Origin of the sequence: Luteimonas sp. YGD11-2 (assembly GCF_004118975.1) — a bacterium.
Lineage (GTDB): Bacteria > Pseudomonadota > Gammaproteobacteria > Xanthomonadales > Xanthomonadaceae > Luteimonas > Luteimonas muca.
Genome location: NZ_CP035376.1, coordinates 2,461,303 through 2,476,153, shown reverse-complemented (window position 1 = coordinate 2,476,153; position 14,851 = coordinate 2,461,303). Strand labels below are relative to the sequence as shown.

Here is a 14,851-nt window from a genome sequence, read left to right as displayed (position 1 = left end):
CCCCCTCCCGGTCCGCCGTTGGGTTACAATTCGCAGTTCGACGGCCCCAGGGCCGTCCCAGATCACGAAAAGAGGCGCCATGGACGCGCCTCGTGTTCGGCCCAGGAAGGGCGGGATCGCAGAAGTTCCGGCGGCGTGCCTGTGCGCGGTCGCTGGGTGGATAGTGCGCGTTGACGCTTTGCGTCGGCGCGGGCTATACTTTTCCGTCTGGGTGGGCCGCATGCGGCCTGCCCTTGTTTTCACGCACGGGCGCCAGCCCCAACCAAAGAAACCAAAGACACGATGGCAACGATCAACCAGCTGGTGCGGAAGCCGCGCAGCCCGGAAACATACAAGAGCACGTCGCCTGCGCTCGAGAACTGCCCGCAGCGCCGCGGCGTGTGCACCCGCGTGTACACCACCACCCCGAAGAAGCCGAACTCGGCACTTCGCAAGGTGGCCAAGGTGCGCCTGACCAACGGCTACGAGGTCATCTCGTACATCGGCGGCGAAGGCCACAACCTGCAGGAGCACAGCGTGGTGCTGATCCGCGGCGGTCGTGTCAAGGACCTGCCGGGCGTTCGCTACCACACCGTGCGCGGCTCGCTCGACGCCGCCGGTGTCGCCAAGCGCAAGCAGGCGCGTTCGAAGTACGGCGCCAAGCGTCCGAAGGGCTGAGGAGACTAGACATGTCACGCAAGGGAAATACTCCGCAGCGTTCGGTGCTGCCTGATCCGAAGCACGGCAGCGACACCATCGCGCGTTTCATCAACATGGTCATGAAGAGCGGCAAGAAGTCGATTGCCGAGAAGATCGTGTACGGCGCCATGGACGTCATCGGCGAAAAGAACCCCAACCCGCTCGAGCTGGTCGAGAAGGCGCTGGGCAACGTGTCCCCGTCGGTCGAGGTGAAGTCCCGCCGCGTCGGCGGCGCCACCTACCAGGTGCCGGTGGAAGTGCGCGCGTCGCGCCGCAGTGCGCTGGCGATGCGCTGGCTGATCGAGTCGGCGCGCAAGCGCGGCGAGAACTCCATGCCGCGCAAGCTGGCAGGCGAGCTGATGGATGCCTCCGAGAACCGCGGCGGCGCAATCAAGAAGCGTGAGGAAACCCACCGCATGGCGGAAGCGAACAAGGCGTTCGCGCACTACCGCTGGTGATTCCTCCGGGCGTCCCGCGGGGCGCCCATTCCGGCACAGCCTGACCCTTCGGGGTCGGCGCCGGCGCGGCTGCCCCCGGCGGCCGCATCCTGCACCCGGAGGCCGCCGCAAGGCGGCGTCCGGCCATTTCAGCCCGGCGCATGCGTCGGGCCCAGAAACGAGAGACGACCGTGGCTCGTACCACTCCCATCGAACGCTATCGCAACTTCGGCATCATGGCCCACATCGATGCCGGCAAGACCACCACGTCCGAGCGCATCCTGTTCTACACCGGCAAGAGCCACAAGCTCGGCGAGGTGCATGACGGTGCCGCCACCATGGACTGGATGGAGCAGGAGCAGGAGCGTGGCATCACGATCCAGTCGGCTGCCACCACCGCGTTCTGGAAGGGCATGGACAAGTCCCTGCCGGAACACCGCTTCAACATCATCGATACCCCCGGCCACGTCGACTTCACCATCGAGGTCGAGCGGTCCCTGCGCGTGCTCGACGGCGCGGTGTTCGTGCTGTGCGCCGTCGGTGGCGTGCAGCCGCAGTCGGAGACCGTCTGGCGCCAGGCCAACAAGTACAAGGTGCCGCGCATCGCGTTCGTCAACAAGATGGACCGCACCGGCGCCAACTTCTTCAAGGTCCGTGACCAGCTCAAGGCGCGCCTGGGTGCATACCCGGTGCCGATGCAGGTGCCGGTCGGTGCCGAAGACGGCTTCGAGGGCGTGATCGACCTGCTGAAGATGAAGGCGATCCACTGGGATACCGCGTCCCAGGGCCTGAACTTCGAATACCGCGACATCCCGGGCGACCTGCAGAAGATCGCCGAAGAGGCGCGCGCCTTCATGGTCGAGTCCGCGGCGGAAGCCAGCGAAGCGCTGATGGACAAGTACCTCGAGGGCGGCGAGCTCACCGAGGAAGAGATCGTCAACGGCCTTCGCGAGCGCACCCTCAAGACCGAGATCGTGCCGATGTTCTGCGGCTCGGCGTTCAAGAACAAGGGCGTGCAGGCGATGCTCGACGGTGTGGTCAAGCTGCTGCCGTCGCCGGTCGACGTGCCGGCCGTGACCGGCACCGACGTCGACGACGAGGAGAAGGAGCTGTCGCGCGACTCGAGCGACGCCGCACCGTTCTCGGCGCTGGCGTTCAAGATCATGACCGACCCGTTCGTGGGCTCGCTGACCTTCTTCCGCGTCTACTCCGGCAAGCTCAACGCCGGCGACCAGGTGCTGAACTCGGTCAAGGGCAAGAAGGAACGCATCGGCCGGTTGCTGCAGATGCATTCCAACAACCGCGACGAGATCAAGGAAGTGCTCGCGGGCGATATCGCTGCCGCCGTCGGCCTGAAGGACGTCACCACCGGTGACACCCTCTGCGCCCAGGATGCGCCGATCGTGCTCGAGCGCATGACCTTCCCGGAGCCCGTCATCTCGATGGCGGTGGAGCCCAAGACCAAGTCCGACCAGGAGAAGATGGGCCTCGCCCTCGGCCGCCTGGCGCAGGAGGATCCGTCCTTCCGCGTACGTACCGACGAGGAATCCGGCCAGACCATCATCTCCGGCATGGGCGAGCTGCATCTCGACATCATCGTCGACCGCATGAAGCGCGAGTTCAACGTCGAGGCCAACGTCGGCAAGCCGCAGGTCGCGTACCGCGAGACCATCCGCAAGTCGGTGAAGTCGGAAGGCAAGTTCGTGCGCCAGTCCGGTGGTAAGGGTCAGTTCGGCCACGTGTGGCTGGAGATCTCGCCGCAGGAGCCGGGCACCGGTTACGAGTTCGAGAACGCCATCGTCGGCGGTGTCGTGCCGAAGGAATACATCCCCGCGGTCGACAAGGGCATCCAGGAAGTGCTGGCCAACGGCATCATGGCCGGCTATCCGATCGTCGACGTCAAGGTCCGCCTGGTCGACGGCTCGTACCACGAGGTCGACTCCTCGGAAATGGCGTTCAAGATCGCCGGCTCCATGGGCTTCAAGGAAGGCTTCAACCGCGCCAGCCCGGTGCTGCTCGAGCCGATCATGAAGGTCGAGATCGTCACCCCCGAGGATTACCTCGGTGACGTGATGGGCGACGTGAGCCGCCGCCGCGGCATCCTGCAGGGCCAGGACGACACGCTGTCGGGCAAGGTCATCAACGCGATGGTGCCGCTGGGCGAGATGTTCGGCTACGCGACCACCCTGCGTTCGATGAGCCAGGGCCGCGCGACCTACACGATGGAATTCGACCACTACGCCGAGGCGCCGACCAACATCGCCGAAGCCGTGGTCAAGAAGAACTAAGAGCCGGGATCGGCTGGGGATCCGGGGCAGTCCGCCCCGGGTCACCGCTTCAGTCCCCAACCCCCAATTTCGGAGTTAGACACATGGCAAAGGGTAAGTTCGAGCGCACCAAGCCCCACGTGAACGTGGGCACGATCGGTCACGTCGACCACGGCAAGACGACGCTGACGGCGGCGCTGACGAAGGTGGGCGCGGAGCGTTTCGGCGGCGAGTTCCACGCCTACGACGCGATCGACAAGGCGCCTGAGGAAAAGGCCCGCGGCATCACGATCTCGACCTCGCACGTGGAATACGAAAGCCCGACGCGCCACTACGCGCACGTCGACTGCCCGGGTCACGCCGACTACGTCAAGAACATGATTACCGGTGCGGCGCAGATGGACGGCGCGATCCTGGTGTGCTCGGCCGCTGACGGCCCGATGCCGCAGACCCGCGAGCACATCCTGCTGGCCCGCCAGGTCGGCGTGCCGTACATCGTGGTGTTCCTGAACAAGGCCGACATGGTCGACGACGCCGAGCTCCTCGAGCTGGTCGAGATGGAAGTGCGCGAGCTGCTGTCGAAGTACGACTTCCCGGGCGACGACACCCCGATCATCCACGGTTCGGCACTCAAGGCGCTGGAAGGCGACCAGTCCGACATCGGCGTGCCGGCGATCATCAAGCTGGTCGAGGCGCTCGACACCTGGATTCCGGAGCCCGAGCGCGACATCGACAAGACCTTCCTGATGCCGGTGGAAGACGTGTTCTCGATCTCGGGCCGCGGCACCGTGGTGACCGGGCGCATCGAGCGCGGCGTGATCAAGGTGGGCGAGGAAATCGAGATCGTCGGTATCCGCGCCACCCAGAAGACGACCGTCACCGGCGTCGAGATGTTCCGCAAGCTGCTCGACCAGGGTCAGGCGGGCGACAACGCCGGTCTGCTGCTGCGCGGCACCAAGCGTGACGACGTCGAGCGCGGCCAGGTGCTGTGCAAGCCGGGTTCGATCAAGCCGCACACCGACTTCGAAGCCGAAGTCTACGTGCTGTCGAAGGACGAGGGCGGCCGCCACACGCCGTTCTTCAAGGGCTACCGTCCGCAGTTCTACTTCCGCACCACCGACATCACCGGTGCGGTCGAGCTGCCGGAAGGCACCGAGATGGTGATGCCGGGCGACAACGTGAAGATGGTGGTCTCGCTGATCAACCCGATCGCGATGGACGAAGGTCTGCGCTTCGCGATCCGCGAAGGTGGCCGCACCGTCGGCGCCGGCGTCGTCGCCAAGATCATCAAGTGACGCATTGGCGCGGCTACGAGCAAGCGTAGCCGCCTTTGCCAATGCATCATCCCCGAGCGCTCTTGTCGGGGATCCAGTGCCTTTGCGATGCGCCATCCCCGAAGCGCTCCAGTCGGGGATGCAGTAACTTGACGATTGCCACGTGCGCCTTCGGGCGCACGTCGGTTGCAGGCCCAGTCGGGTTCGCAGCCAGTCAGCATCCGCGCTTGCAAGTCGGGCCCGGATGCCGCTAGAATGTTCGACCACTTCCGGCGGCATGCTGTAACGCAGGCCGGAAACAGCGAAATGAGGTGCAGGACGCGCCTCGTCTTCGCCAGACAGGGACATGTCGCGAGGCAGTGCTCTACCCGTTCCGGAAGTGTCCGGAGCATACAGGGAAGAGCGAGTTGTCGCGTCTGCGTTTCTCGTCTGGGCGGGCCGGGTAACCGGCCTGCCTTGTTTGTTCAGGGGTACTGCCGGGTCGCGGGTGAATCTGGTCCGGCAGGGCATCGATTACATGGGGTTCCGCGCACCCAGCCGCGGAGCCTGTCGCTCTTTAAATCTGCGAGTCCCCTCGCAAAGGTCCGCGCCTCCGGTGCGGGCTTTCCAACAGAGGAAATCCGTCATGACGGACCAGAAGATCCGGATCCGGCTCAAGGCGTTCGATCATCGCCTGATCGATCGCTCCGCCAGCGAGATCGTTGAAACAGCCAAGCGGACCGGCGCCCAGGTGCGCGGCCCGATCCCGCTGCCGACCAAGATCGAGCGCTACACCATCCTCACCTCGCCGCACGTCGACAAGGACGCGCGCGACCAGTACGAGACCCGCACGCACAAGCGCGTGCTGGACATCGTCGACCCGAACGACAAGACCGTTGACGCGCTGATGAAGCTCGAGCTCGCGGCCGGCGTCGACGTCCAGATCAAGCTGACCTGAGGCCACTGAGATGACTGCGAAGAAATATTCGCTGGGTATCGTCGGTCGCAAGGCCGGCATGAGCCGCGTGTTCACCGAGGACGGCAACTCCGTGCCGGTGACGCTGATCGAGGCCACCCCGAACCGGATCACCCAGATCAAGACCCCCGACACCGACGGGTACAGCGCCGTGCAGGTGACCGTGGGCCACAAGCGCGCGTCGCTGATCAACAAGCCCGAAGCGGGTCACCTGGCCAAGGCCAAGGTCGAAGCCGGCCGTGGCCTGTGGGAGCTGCGCGTCGAGGACGACCGCATCGCCGACTTCACCATCGGCGGCGAGATCAAGGCCGACATCTTCGAGGTCGGCCAGCTGGTCGACGTCCAGGGCGTCACCAAGGGCAAGGGCTTCCAGGGCACGATCAAGCGCTGGAACTTCAGCATGGGCGACGCGACGCACGGTAACTCGCTGTCGCACCGTTCGCCCGGTTCGCTGGGCCAGCGCCAGACCCCGGGTCGCGTGTTCCCGGGCAAGAAGATGTCCGGCCACATGGGCGCCGACGTGCAGAGCACGCAGAACCTCGAAGTGATCAAGGTCGACGCCGAGCGCGGCCTGATCGCGATCAAGGGTGCGGTTCCGGGTGCACCTGGCGGTGACGTGATCGTGCGTCCTGCGAGCAAGGGTTAAGGAGTCACGACGATGGAACTCACCATCACCAATAGCAACGAGAAGCTGTCGGTCTCCGACGACGTGTTCGGACGCGACTTCAGCCAGGACCTGGTCCACCAGGTCGTGGTCGCCTACCGCAACGCAGGTCGTTCCGGCACCAAGGCGCAGAAGACCCGTTCCGAGGTCAACGGCACCACCAAGAAGTCGAAGAAGCAGAAGGGCGGCGGCGCGCGTCATGGCGCACTGACGGCTCCGATCTTCGTCGGCGGCGGCGTGACCTTCGCGGCCAAGCCGCGCAGCTTCGCGCAGAAGGTCAACCGCAAGATGTACCGCGCGGCGATGTCGGCGATCCTGTCCGAGCTCAACCGCCAGGGCCGCCTGAAGGTCGTCGACGCGTTCGACGTCGACCAGACCAAGACCAGCGCGCTGGTCACCAAGCTCAAGGATTTCGACCTGGGCAAGCGTCCGCTCATCGTCACCGAGGAAGCGTCGGAGAACCTGTACCTGTCCGCGCGCAACCTGCCGTACGTGCAGGTCCGCGACGTGCAGGGCCTGGACCCGGTCGCGCTCGTCGGCGCGGACACGGTGCTGATCACGACCGATGCGGTCAAGAAGATCGAGGAATGGCTGGCATGAACGACGCCAAGCTCTATGAGGTGATCCGTGCGCCGCGCGTGTCCGAAAAGACCGCGCGCCTGCAGGAAGTGTCCAACCAGTACGCCTTCGAGGTCGCGGTCGACGCGACCAAGGCCGACATCAAGGCGGCAGTCGAGAAGCTCTTCGACGTGAAGGTCGAGGCGGTCAACGTGGTCAACGTGAAGGGCAAGAACAAGTCCTTCCGCTTTCGTACCGGCCGCCGCGGCGACTGGCGCAAGGCGTACGTGACGCTGGCCGAAGGCCAGTCGATCGACGTGATGACGGCCAAGGTCTGACGAAGTCCGATACGTCGGCACTTCTCTAAACAGGATCCAGTCCCATGCCATTGATGAAATTCAAGCCCACCTCCGCCGGCCGCCGCGCCGCGGTCCGGGTGGTGACGCCCGACCTGCACAAGGGTGCTCCGCACGCCGCGCTCGTCGAGAAGCAGAGCAAGTCCGGTGGCCGCAACCACCACGGCCGCATCACCACCCGCCACATCGGTGGTGGCCACAAGCAGCACTACCGCATCATCGACTTCAAGCGCAACAAGGAAGGCATTCCGGCGCGCGTGGAGCGGATCGAGTACGACCCGAACCGCACTGCGCACATCGCGCTGCTGTGCTATGTCGACGGTGAGCGCCGCTACATCATCGCCCCCAAGGGCCTGAAGGCCGGCGACCAGGTGCTCGCGGGCAGCGATGCCCCGATCAAGGTCGGCAACACGCTGCCGCTGCGCAACATCCCGGTCGGCTCCACGGTGCACTGCATCGAGATGAAGCCCGGCAAGGGCGCGCAGATCGCGCGTGCCGCCGGTGCCGGCGTGCAGCTGGTCGCGCGCGAGCAGGGCTACGCCACGCTGCGCCTGCGTTCGGGCGAGATGCGCAAGGTGCCGGCCGAATGCCGCGCCACCATCGGCGAAGTCGGCAACGTCGAGCACAACCTGGAGAAGCTGGGCAAGGCCGGCGCCAAGCGCTGGCGCGGTGTCAAGCCGACCGTCCGCGGTGCGGCGATGAACCCGGTCGACCATCCGCACGGCGGTGGTGAGGCCCGCGCCGGCCAGGGCAACCCGCACCCGGTCACCCCGTGGGGCGTCCCGACCAAGGGTTACAAGACCCGCAAGAACAAGCGCACGCAGCAGTTCATCGTGCGCGATCGCAGGAGCTAATCGGCCATGGCACGTTCACTCAAGAAAGGCCCGTTCGTCGACCACCACCTCGTCAAGAAGGTGGAAGCCGCGGGCAGCAACACGAAGAAGCCGATCAAGACCTGGTCGCGTCGCTCGATGATCCTGCCGGAGATGGTGGGTTTCACCATCGCCGTGCATAACGGCAAGAACCACATTCCGGTGCTCGTCAACGAGAACATGGTTGGCCACAAGCTCGGCGAGTTCGCCCTGACCAGGACCTTCAAGGGTCATGGCGGCGACAAGAAGTCGCGTTAAGGAGATGACAATGGAAGCGAAAGCAATCCTGCGCAGTGCGCGCATCTCCGCCCAGAAGGCTCGCCTGGTCGCCGACCAGGTGCGCGGCCTGCCGGCCGAGCGCGCCGTCAACCTGCTGAAGTTCTCGGACAAGAAGGCTGCCCACCTGATCAAGAAGGTGGTGGAGTCGGCGATCGCCAATGCCGAGAACAACCAGGGCGCCGATGTCGACGAGCTGAAGGTCAAGACCATCATGGTCGACGAGGGTCCCACGCTGAAGCGCTTCATGGCGCGTGCGAAGGGTCGCGGCACCCGCATCCTGAAGCGGACCAGCCACATCACCGTCGTCGTGGGAGAGGGCAAGTAACATGGGTCATAAAGTTCATCCCACCGGTATCCGCCTCGGCATCTCCAAGGACTGGAATTCGAAGTGGTACGCCGGCAAGAAGGAATACGCCGACTACCTCGCCGCCGACCTCAAGGTCCGCGAGATGCTGCGCAAGAAGCTCGCGCAGGCCGGCATCAGCAAGATCCTGATCGAGCGTCCGGCCAAGACCGCACGCGTGACGATCCACACCGCCCGTCCGGGCGTGGTGATCGGCAAGCGCGGTGAGGACATCGAGAAGCTGCGCAAGGAAGTCAGCGACATGATGGGCGTTCCGGCGCACATCAACGTCACCGAAGTCCGCAAGCCCGAACTCGACGCGCAGCTGGTGGCCGAGTCGATCGCGCAGCAGCTCGAGCGCCGCATCATGTTCCGCCGCGCGATGAAGCGCGCCGTCGGCAACGCGATGCGCCTCGGTGCGCTGGGCATCAAGGTCAACGTCGCCGGCCGCCTCAACGGCGCCGAGATCGCGCGTTCGGAGTGGTACCGCGAAGGTCGCGTGCCGCTGCACACGCTGCGCGCCGACGTCGACTACGGTTTCGCCGAGGCGCATACCACCTACGGCGTCATCGGTATCAAGGTCTGGATCTACAAGGGCGAAATCTTCGATTTCAGCCAGGTGGGCCAGGAGAAGCAGGACGACACGCCGCGTGGCGAGCGTGGTGATCGCGGTGACCGCGACCGCCGTGGCCCGCGCCGCGACCGCGAGGCGAGGGACTAAGTCATGTTGCAACCCAAGCGAACCAAATACCGCAAGATGCACAAGGGCCGCAACGACGGCCTGGCGTGGAACGGCAATGCCGTCAGCTTCGGCGAGTACGGCCTGCGTGCCACGCAGACCGGCCAGCTGACCGCACGCCAGATCGAAGCCGGCCGCCGCACCATCAGCCGTCACGTCAAGCGCGGCGGCAAGATGTGGATCCGCGTGTATCCCGACAAGCCGATCACCAAGAAGCCCATCGAAGTCCGCATGGGCTCGGGCAAGGGCAGCGTGGAGTTCTGGGTCGCCCAGATCCAGCCCGGCCGGATGATCTTCGAGATCGAGGGCATCGACGAGGCGACCGCGCGTGAAGCGTTCCGCCTGGCCGCCGCCAAGCTTTCGGTCACCACCCAATTCGTGACCCGGACGGTGCGCTGATGGCTACGATCAAGGAACTGCGTGAGAAGTCGGTCGACGACCTCAAGGCCCACCTGCTCGAGCTGCACAAGGAGCAGTTCTCGCTGCGGATGCAGAAGGCCACCGGCCAGCTTGCAAAGAGCCACGAGGCCCGTCGCGTGCGTCGCGAGATCGCCCGCGTGCACACCGTGATCGGCCAGCTCGACGCTGGCGCGAAGAACTGAGGACGGCCGAGATGACCGACAACAACGAAAAGAAGCTGCGCACGGTCGAAGGCCGTGTCGTCAGCAACAAGATGGACAAGACCGTGACGGTCCTGGTCGAGCGGCAGGTCAAGCACGCGCTGTACGGCAAGTACATCCGCCGTTCGACCAAGCTGCACGCCCACGATGCCGACAATTCCTGCAACGAGGGCGACACCGTCCGCGTGGTGGAGATCGCGCCCATGTCCAAGACCAAGAACTGGCGCGTGGTCGAAATCATCACGCGCGCAGCGGAATAACGAGGAGCGCTGACCATGATCCAGATGCAAAGCCACCTCGATGTGGCCGACAACTCCGGCGCCAAGGAAGTGATGTGCATCAAGGTGCTCGGTGGCTCCAAGCGCCGTTACGCCGGCATCGGCGACATCATCAAGGTGTCCATCAAGGACGCCATCCCGCGCGGCAAGGTGAAGAAGGGCGAGGTGTACAACGCCGTCGTCGTCCGCACCCGCAAGGGCGTGCGCCGTCCGGACGGCTCGCTGATCCGCTTCGATGGCAACGCCGCCGTGCTGCTCAACAACAAGCACGAGCCGATCGGTACCCGCATCTTCGGGCCGGTCACGCGCGAGCTGCGCTCCGAGAAGTTCATGAAGATCGTCTCGCTCGCACCCGAAGTGCTGTGAGCGGAGGACAAGACAATGGCTAACCGTATCAAGAAGGGCGACCACGTCATCGTGACCGCCGGCAAGGACAAGGGCAAGAAGGGCGACGTGGTGCGCGTGATCGGCGACACGGTCGTCGTGTCCAACGTCAACATCATCAAGCGCCATACCAAGCCCAACCCGCAGGCCAACCAGCCAGGCGGCGTGATCGAGCGCGAAGCGCCGATCCATGTATCCAACGTGATGCCTTTCAACCCTGCTTCCGGCAAGGGCGAGCGCATCGGGACCAAGGTGCTGGAGGATGGACGCCGCATTCGCGTGTTCCGCTCCAGCGGTGAGGCGGTTGACGCCTGAGGAATGTTGAAATGAACACGCGTCTGGAAAAGTTCTACAAGGATGAGGTGGTGCCGAAGCTCATGGAGCAGTTCGGCTACGCCAACATCATGGAAGTCCCCAAGCTGGTGAAGATCACGCTCAACATGGGCGTGGGCGAGGCTGCCGCGAACAAGAAGGTGCTCGAGAACGCGACCGCCGACATGGCGAAGATCTCCGGCCAGAAGCCGCTGGTCACCAAGTCGCGCGTCTCGGTGGCATCGTTCAAGATCCGCGACGGCTGGCCGATCGGCTGCAAGGTCACCCTGCGCCGCAACCACATGTACGAGTTCCTGGACCGCCTGGTGAACGTCTCGCTGCCGCGCGTGCGCGACTTCCGTGGCGTGTCGGGCCGCTCGTTCGATGGCCGTGGCAACTACAACATGGGCGTGAAGGAGCAGATCATCTTCCCGGAAATCGACTTCGACCAGGTCGACGCGATCCGCGGCATGGATATCGCCATCACCACCACGGCGAAGACCGATGCGGAGGCCAAGGCCCTGCTCGAGGCCTTCCGCTTCCCGTTCCGGAACTGAGGAAACACTTATGGCAAAGACCTCCATGGTCAACCGCGAAGTCAAGCGGGCCAAGCTGGTGAAGAAGTACGCCGCCAAGCGCGACGAGCTCAAGAAGATCATCGCCAGCGACACGGCAAGCTACGAAGAGAAGATGGACGCGGTCACCCGCCTGCAGAAGCTGCCGCGCGATTCGTCGCCGGCCCGCCAGACCACGCGCTGCGCCCTGACCGGCCGTCCGCGCGCCGTCTACAGCAAGTTCGGCCTCGGCCGCAACATGCTGCGCAAGGCGACCATGAACGGTGACGTGCCCGGCCTGCGCAAGGCCAGCTGGTAACCGCCAGGCGCCGTCCGGTAACGGACGGCACTGTGGTCATCGCGTGTGCCGGTGCACAGCCGGTTGCATGCTGCTACAATGCCCGGCTCCCCGCCGTCTGCAGGGGGAGATCCCGCCTGCGTTCCGCGTGGCGGGCACAACCCAAGATTTCGCGAAAGCGGATATCGGTGCTACTCAAAGGTGAATACTCATGAGCATGACTGATCCCATCGCCGACATGCTGGTCCGCATGAAGAATGCGGCCGCGGTCGGCAAGCCGACGGTGAAGATGCCGTCGTCGAAGATCAAGACGGCAATCGCCAAGGTCCTCAAGGACGAAGGCTACATCGCCGACTACCGCGTGACCGAGAACGGCGCCAAGGCCGAACTCCAGATCGAACTGAAGTACTACGCCGGCCGTCCGGTGATCGAGCGCATGCAGCGTTTCTCGCGCTCCGGCCTGCGGCAGTACCGCGGCAAGGACGAACTGCCCAAGGTTCTCAACGGCATGGGCATCGCCATCATTTCGACCTCGAAGGGCATCATGACCGACTCGCAGGCGCGCCAGCAGGGCGTCGGCGGCGAAGTCCTGTGCTTCGTGGCATAAGGGAGAACAGCACATGTCTCGCGTCGCCAAGAAGCCGGTCGCCCTCCCGCAGGGCGTCGAACTCAACATCCAGGCCGACACCGTCGGCGTGAAGGGCCCCAAGGGCACCCTGTCCACCACCAGGCCGGAAGGCGTGGAGATCAAGGTCGAGGACGGTCATGCCGTGCTCTCCCCGGTGGATCCGTCGTCGCACATGGCCATCACCGGCACCCTGCGGGCGATCCTCGCCAACATGGTGCACGGTGTGTCGCAGGGCTTCGAGCGCAAGCTCGAGCTGGTCGGCGTCGGCTACCGCGCCACCATGCAGGGCAAGGATCTGAGCCTGGCGCTGGGCTTCTCGCATCCGGTGGTGTTCCAGGCCCCGGAAGGCGTGTCCATCAGCACCCCGACCCAGACCGAAATCCTGATCACCGGTGCCGACAAGCAGGCCGTGGGCCAGGCCGCCGCCAAGATCCGCGGGTTCCGTCCGCCGGAGCCCTACAAGGGCAAGGGCGTGAAGTACTCCGACGAGACCGTCATCCGCAAGGAAGCCAAGAAGGCATAAGCCGGTCCCCGCGCACCGCCCGACCTGCAGAGGCCGGCGGTGCAACGGTCAAGCCGCGTCGATCCGCTTCCTAGAGAGAAACCACCATGGACAAGAAGAACGCCCGCCTGCGCCGCGCCAAGAGCACGCGCTCGCGCATCCGCGAACTCGGTATGCCGCGCCTGTCGGTGCTGCGCACCGGCCAGCACGTCTACGCGCAGCTGTTCAGCGCCGACGGTTCGAAGGTGCTGGCCGCGGCCAACACCACCCAGGCCGACGTGCGCGAAGGCCTGAGCAGCGCCAAGAACATCGAGGCCGCCGCCAAGGTCGGTCGTGCGATCGCCGAGAAGGCGCGTGCGGCCGGAGTCGAGAAGATCGCCTTCGATCGTTCCGGCTACCGTTACCACGGTCGCATCAAGGCACTGGCCGACGCCGCCCGCGAGGGTGGTCTGCAGTTCTGATCCACCGGGCCCGGGCCTGTCCCGGGCTACCGCCGCCGGCGTGGCCATACGCCGGGCGCCCTCCGTCTTCTGCACGGTCAGGCGCTGCACCGCACCAGCCCAACAACCATAAGCGGCCGCGAGCCGTACATTTCCCACATCAGGACGACCCAACATGGCAAACGAAAGAGAATCCCGGGGCCGCGACCGCCGCGACCGCGAGGAGCAGGACGACGGCATGATCGAGAAGCTGATCGCGGTCAACCGCGTCAGCAAGACGGTCAAGGGCGGCCGCCAGTTCACCTTCACCGCGCTGACGGTGGTGGGTGACGGCAACGGCCGTGTCGGCTTCGGTTACGGCAAGGCGCGCGAAGTGCCGGTCGCGATCCAGAAGTCGATGGAGTACGCCCGCAAGAACATGAGCAACATCGACCTCAACGGCGGCACGCTGTTCCACACGGTGAAGGCCGGCCACGGCGCCGCCCGCGTGTTCATGCAGCCGGCGTCCGAGGGTACCGGCGTGATTGCCGGCGGTGCGATGCGCGCCGTCCTGGAAGCCGTCGGCGTCAAGGACGTGCTGGCGAAGGCCGTCGGTTCGCGCAATCCGATCAACCTCGTGCGTGCCACGGTCCGCGGCCTGGAGTCGATGCAGTCGCCGTCCAAGATCGCGGCAAAGCGCGGCAAGAAGGTCGAGGAGATCCTCCATGGGTAAGAACGAAGCCGGCAACGGCACCGTCAAGGTGCGCCTGGTCAAGGGCCTTCGCGGTTCGCAGGCCAAGCACCGCCTCTCGGTTCGGGCTCTCGGCCTGAACAAGCTCAATGATGTCCGCGAACTCAAGGACAGCCCGCAGGTCCGTGGCCTGATCAACAAGGTCCACTACCTGGTCCGGGTCGAGGAGTAATCCAGATGAAGCTCAACACTCTCAAGCCTGCTGCAGGCGCGCGTGCCGATCGCAAGCGCGTTGGCCGCGGTATCGGTTCCGGCCTCGGCAAGACCGCCGGCCGCGGCCACAAGGGTTCGTTCGCGCGCTCGGGCAAGGGCAAGATCAAGGCCGGCTTCGAAGGCGGCCAGATGCCCATGCACATGCGGCTGCCGAAGGTCGGCTTCCGCTCGCGCACCAAGAACGACACCGCCGAAGTGATGCTGTACCAGCTGGAGCGCCTGGACGGCGAGATCGACTTCGCCGCGCTGCGCGCCGCCAAGCTGGTCCCGTCGACCGCCAAGCGCGCCAAGATCGTGAAGAAGGGCGAGCTGTCGAAGAAGCTCGTGCTCAAGGGCGTGCTTGCCACGGCCGGTGCGCGTGCGGCGATCGAAGCCGCCGGCGGCACGGTCGAGGATCAGCCGGCCTGAGCCGGCAGCGCCAACTTCAGCAATGCGGCCGCCCGTTGAGGGCGGCCGTCGTCGTCGCGGAA

At 65.3% G+C, this 14,851-nt stretch carries 25 protein-coding genes; all 25 read left to right on the top strand.

From position 1 onward, the window contains the following. The first annotated feature begins 282 nt into the window (after window positions 1–282). Complete coding sequence (rpsL, locus tag ERL55_RS11430; RefSeq protein ID WP_129136526.1) at window positions 283–657, top strand: 30S ribosomal protein S12; 375 nt, start codon at window positions 283–285, stop codon at window positions 655–657. Window positions 658–668: 11 nt separating this feature from the next. Beyond that, window positions 669–1,136 carry a 30S ribosomal protein S7 gene (rpsG, locus tag ERL55_RS11425; RefSeq protein ID WP_100324557.1) on the top strand — a complete coding sequence of 156 codons (468 nt, stop codon included), beginning with the start codon at window positions 669–671 and terminating at the stop codon, window positions 1,134–1,136. A gap of 170 nt (window positions 1,137–1,306) precedes the next feature. Then, complete coding sequence (gene fusA / locus ERL55_RS11420; RefSeq protein WP_129136525.1) at window positions 1,307–3,403, top strand: elongation factor G; 2,097 nt, start codon at window positions 1,307–1,309, stop codon at window positions 3,401–3,403. 83 nt (window positions 3,404–3,486) lie between these two features. After that, a complete protein-coding gene (gene tuf / locus ERL55_RS11415; protein ID WP_129136524.1) occupies window positions 3,487–4,677 on the top strand; it encodes an elongation factor Tu in 1,191 nt (396 codons plus the stop codon). Between the two features lie 604 nt (window positions 4,678–5,281). Further along, the gene (gene rpsJ, locus ERL55_RS11410) at window positions 5,282–5,593 is read left to right on the top strand and encodes a 30S ribosomal protein S10 (protein WP_047137645.1); all 312 of its coding nucleotides are present in this window, start codon (window positions 5,282–5,284) and stop codon (window positions 5,591–5,593) included. A 10-nt stretch (window positions 5,594–5,603) separates the two neighbouring features. Beyond that, window positions 5,604–6,257, top strand: coding sequence for a 50S ribosomal protein L3 (gene rplC / locus ERL55_RS11405; RefSeq protein ID WP_129136523.1), 654 nt, complete (start codon window positions 5,604–5,606; stop codon window positions 6,255–6,257). 12 nt (window positions 6,258–6,269) lie between these two features. Beyond that, complete coding sequence (rplD, locus tag ERL55_RS11400) at window positions 6,270–6,875, top strand: 50S ribosomal protein L4 (RefSeq protein ID WP_129136522.1); 606 nt, start codon at window positions 6,270–6,272, stop codon at window positions 6,873–6,875. Further along, window positions 6,872–7,171, top strand: coding sequence for a 50S ribosomal protein L23 (gene rplW / locus ERL55_RS11395; RefSeq protein ID WP_100322007.1), 300 nt, complete (start codon window positions 6,872–6,874; stop codon window positions 7,169–7,171). The genes rplD and rplW overlap by 4 nt, the downstream gene beginning before the upstream one ends. Window positions 7,172–7,215: 44 nt before the next feature. Further along, complete coding sequence (rplB, locus tag ERL55_RS11390) at window positions 7,216–8,043, top strand: 50S ribosomal protein L2 (protein ID WP_100322008.1); 828 nt, start codon at window positions 7,216–7,218, stop codon at window positions 8,041–8,043. Between the two features lie 6 nt (window positions 8,044–8,049). Continuing rightward, window positions 8,050–8,319: a 30S ribosomal protein S19 gene (gene rpsS, locus ERL55_RS11385; protein WP_100322009.1), complete on the top strand. Its 270-nt coding sequence runs from the start codon at window positions 8,050–8,052 to the stop codon at window positions 8,317–8,319. A gap of 10 nt (window positions 8,320–8,329) precedes the next feature. Continuing rightward, window positions 8,330–8,665: a 50S ribosomal protein L22 gene (rplV, locus tag ERL55_RS11380; RefSeq protein ID WP_100322010.1), complete on the top strand. Its 336-nt coding sequence runs from the start codon at window positions 8,330–8,332 to the stop codon at window positions 8,663–8,665. 1 nt (window position 8,666) lies between these two features. Then, on the top strand, window positions 8,667–9,404 hold the full coding sequence (gene rpsC, locus ERL55_RS11375; protein WP_100322011.1) for a 30S ribosomal protein S3: 738 nt from the start codon (window positions 8,667–8,669) through the stop codon (window positions 9,402–9,404). Window positions 9,405–9,407: 3 nt separating this feature from the next. After that, complete coding sequence (rplP, locus tag ERL55_RS11370; protein WP_100322012.1) at window positions 9,408–9,821, top strand: 50S ribosomal protein L16; 414 nt, start codon at window positions 9,408–9,410, stop codon at window positions 9,819–9,821. Further along, window positions 9,821–10,024 carry a 50S ribosomal protein L29 gene (gene rpmC / locus ERL55_RS11365; RefSeq protein WP_100322013.1) on the top strand — a complete coding sequence of 68 codons (204 nt, stop codon included), beginning with the start codon at window positions 9,821–9,823 and terminating at the stop codon, window positions 10,022–10,024. The genes rplP and rpmC overlap by 1 nt, the downstream gene beginning before the upstream one ends. Window positions 10,025–10,035: 11 nt before the next feature. Continuing rightward, window positions 10,036–10,302, top strand: coding sequence for a 30S ribosomal protein S17 (gene rpsQ / locus ERL55_RS11360; RefSeq protein WP_100322014.1), 267 nt, complete (start codon window positions 10,036–10,038; stop codon window positions 10,300–10,302). A 15-nt stretch (window positions 10,303–10,317) separates the two neighbouring features. Beyond that, window positions 10,318–10,686 carry a 50S ribosomal protein L14 gene (gene rplN, locus ERL55_RS11355; protein ID WP_100322015.1) on the top strand — a complete coding sequence of 123 codons (369 nt, stop codon included), beginning with the start codon at window positions 10,318–10,320 and terminating at the stop codon, window positions 10,684–10,686. 15 nt (window positions 10,687–10,701) lie between these two features. Next, window positions 10,702–11,019 (top strand): 50S ribosomal protein L24, encoded by a 318-nt coding sequence (gene rplX / locus ERL55_RS11350; protein WP_100322016.1) that lies wholly within the window; start codon window positions 10,702–10,704, stop codon window positions 11,017–11,019. Between the two features lie 11 nt (window positions 11,020–11,030). Then, entirely contained in the window at window positions 11,031–11,573 is a 543-nt protein-coding gene (gene rplE / locus ERL55_RS11345) for a 50S ribosomal protein L5 (protein WP_129136521.1), read from the top strand. A 10-nt stretch (window positions 11,574–11,583) separates the two neighbouring features. Next, entirely contained in the window at window positions 11,584–11,889 is a 306-nt protein-coding gene (gene rpsN / locus ERL55_RS11340; protein WP_129136520.1) for a 30S ribosomal protein S14, read from the top strand. Window positions 11,890–12,079: 190 nt separating this feature from the next. After that, complete coding sequence (gene rpsH / locus ERL55_RS11335; RefSeq protein WP_129136519.1) at window positions 12,080–12,475, top strand: 30S ribosomal protein S8; 396 nt, start codon at window positions 12,080–12,082, stop codon at window positions 12,473–12,475. A gap of 13 nt (window positions 12,476–12,488) precedes the next feature. Continuing rightward, window positions 12,489–13,019 (top strand): 50S ribosomal protein L6, encoded by a 531-nt coding sequence (gene rplF / locus ERL55_RS11330; protein ID WP_129136518.1) that lies wholly within the window; start codon window positions 12,489–12,491, stop codon window positions 13,017–13,019. Between the two features lie 86 nt (window positions 13,020–13,105). Continuing rightward, a complete protein-coding gene (gene rplR / locus ERL55_RS11325; RefSeq protein WP_129136517.1) occupies window positions 13,106–13,459 on the top strand; it encodes a 50S ribosomal protein L18 in 354 nt (117 codons plus the stop codon). Between the two features lie 154 nt (window positions 13,460–13,613). Next, window positions 13,614–14,150 carry a 30S ribosomal protein S5 gene (gene rpsE, locus ERL55_RS11320; RefSeq protein ID WP_129136516.1) on the top strand — a complete coding sequence of 179 codons (537 nt, stop codon included), beginning with the start codon at window positions 13,614–13,616 and terminating at the stop codon, window positions 14,148–14,150. Continuing rightward, window positions 14,143–14,340, top strand: coding sequence for a 50S ribosomal protein L30 (gene rpmD, locus ERL55_RS11315; RefSeq protein ID WP_129136515.1), 198 nt, complete (start codon window positions 14,143–14,145; stop codon window positions 14,338–14,340). The genes rpsE and rpmD overlap by 8 nt, the downstream gene beginning before the upstream one ends. After that, complete coding sequence (gene rplO, locus ERL55_RS11310) at window positions 14,340–14,789, top strand: 50S ribosomal protein L15 (RefSeq protein WP_164972236.1); 450 nt, start codon at window positions 14,340–14,342, stop codon at window positions 14,787–14,789. The genes rpmD and rplO overlap by 1 nt, the downstream gene beginning before the upstream one ends. Window positions 14,790–14,851 lie beyond the last annotated feature (62 nt).

Excerpts from the sequence above, each read along its gene's own strand:
- rpsL (WP_129136526.1), top strand. The coding sequence starts at position 283 with ATGGCAACGATCAACCAGCTGGTGCGGAAGCCGCGCAGCCCGGAAACA.
- rpsG (WP_100324557.1), top strand. The coding sequence starts at position 669 with ATGTCACGCAAGGGAAATACTCCGCAGCGTTCGGTGCTGCCTGATCCG.
- tuf (WP_129136524.1), top strand. The coding sequence starts at position 3,487 with ATGGCAAAGGGTAAGTTCGAGCGCACCAAGCCCCACGTGAACGTGGGC.
- rpsJ (WP_047137645.1), top strand. The coding sequence starts at position 5,282 with ATGACGGACCAGAAGATCCGGATCCGGCTCAAGGCGTTCGATCATCGC.
- rplC (WP_129136523.1), top strand. The coding sequence starts at position 5,604 with ATGACTGCGAAGAAATATTCGCTGGGTATCGTCGGTCGCAAGGCCGGC.
- rplD (WP_129136522.1), top strand. The coding sequence starts at position 6,270 with ATGGAACTCACCATCACCAATAGCAACGAGAAGCTGTCGGTCTCCGAC.
- rplW (WP_100322007.1), top strand. The coding sequence starts at position 6,872 with ATGAACGACGCCAAGCTCTATGAGGTGATCCGTGCGCCGCGCGTGTCC.
- rplB (WP_100322008.1), top strand. The coding sequence starts at position 7,216 with ATGCCATTGATGAAATTCAAGCCCACCTCCGCCGGCCGCCGCGCCGCG.
- rpsS (WP_100322009.1), top strand. The coding sequence starts at position 8,050 with ATGGCACGTTCACTCAAGAAAGGCCCGTTCGTCGACCACCACCTCGTC.
- rplV (WP_100322010.1), top strand. The coding sequence starts at position 8,330 with ATGGAAGCGAAAGCAATCCTGCGCAGTGCGCGCATCTCCGCCCAGAAG.
- rpsC (WP_100322011.1), top strand. The coding sequence starts at position 8,667 with ATGGGTCATAAAGTTCATCCCACCGGTATCCGCCTCGGCATCTCCAAG.
- rplP (WP_100322012.1), top strand. The coding sequence starts at position 9,408 with ATGTTGCAACCCAAGCGAACCAAATACCGCAAGATGCACAAGGGCCGC.
- rpmC (WP_100322013.1), top strand. The coding sequence starts at position 9,821 with ATGGCTACGATCAAGGAACTGCGTGAGAAGTCGGTCGACGACCTCAAG.
- rpsQ (WP_100322014.1), top strand. The coding sequence starts at position 10,036 with ATGACCGACAACAACGAAAAGAAGCTGCGCACGGTCGAAGGCCGTGTC.
- rplN (WP_100322015.1), top strand. The coding sequence starts at position 10,318 with ATGATCCAGATGCAAAGCCACCTCGATGTGGCCGACAACTCCGGCGCC.
- rplX (WP_100322016.1), top strand. The coding sequence starts at position 10,702 with ATGGCTAACCGTATCAAGAAGGGCGACCACGTCATCGTGACCGCCGGC.
- rplE (WP_129136521.1), top strand. The coding sequence starts at position 11,031 with ATGAACACGCGTCTGGAAAAGTTCTACAAGGATGAGGTGGTGCCGAAG.
- rpsN (WP_129136520.1), top strand. The coding sequence starts at position 11,584 with ATGGCAAAGACCTCCATGGTCAACCGCGAAGTCAAGCGGGCCAAGCTG.
- rpsH (WP_129136519.1), top strand. The coding sequence starts at position 12,080 with ATGAGCATGACTGATCCCATCGCCGACATGCTGGTCCGCATGAAGAAT.
- rplF (WP_129136518.1), top strand. The coding sequence starts at position 12,489 with ATGTCTCGCGTCGCCAAGAAGCCGGTCGCCCTCCCGCAGGGCGTCGAA.
- rplR (WP_129136517.1), top strand. The coding sequence starts at position 13,106 with ATGGACAAGAAGAACGCCCGCCTGCGCCGCGCCAAGAGCACGCGCTCG.
- rpsE (WP_129136516.1), top strand. The coding sequence starts at position 13,614 with ATGGCAAACGAAAGAGAATCCCGGGGCCGCGACCGCCGCGACCGCGAG.
- rpmD (WP_129136515.1), top strand. The coding sequence starts at position 14,143 with ATGGGTAAGAACGAAGCCGGCAACGGCACCGTCAAGGTGCGCCTGGTC.